The organism is Massilia sp. CT11-108 (assembly GCF_047302915.1).
GTDB lineage: Bacteria > Pseudomonadota > Gammaproteobacteria > Burkholderiales > Burkholderiaceae_D > Telluria > Telluria orientalis.
Window position 1 is genome coordinate 1 of the sequence record NZ_JBKYMO010001229.1, and the last position, 479, is coordinate 479.

A 479-nucleotide genomic window follows, 5' to 3' on the forward strand; every position below is an offset into this window, starting at 1 on the left:
GTCGCCGCGATCGAGACGGCCGATCTGGCCGCCATGAAGACGAACCAGATCGCCGCGCTGACGACGAACCAGGTGTCCGCCGGCCTGACGACGAACCAGATCGTCGCGCTGACCACCTCGCAGGCAGGCGCACTGAGCACCGCGCAGACCGCCGCGCTGACCACGAACCAGGTTGCCGCACTGCAGACCGCCGACCTCGCCGCGTTCAAGACGAGCCAGGTTGCCGCGCTGACCACGAACCAGATCTCGGCCGGCCTGTCCACGAACCAGCTGGCGTCGATGGTGACCACGCAGATCGCCGCGCTGACGACCGCCCAGGTGTCCGCTGGCCTGACGACGAACCAGATCGTCGCCCTGACCACGGCTCAGGCAGGCGCGCTGACGACCGGCCAGATGGGCGCACTGACGACGAACCAGGTCGCCGCGATCGAGACGGCCGATCTGGCCGCCATGAAGACGAACCAGATCGCCGCGCTGAC

Annotated in this window: 1 pseudogene; it reads left to right on the forward strand. The window is 68.7% G+C overall.

Annotated elements, in window-relative coordinates:
* Positions 1 to 479, forward strand: a pseudogene (locus ACEN88_RS34155) (heme utilization protein); the annotation flags it as partial.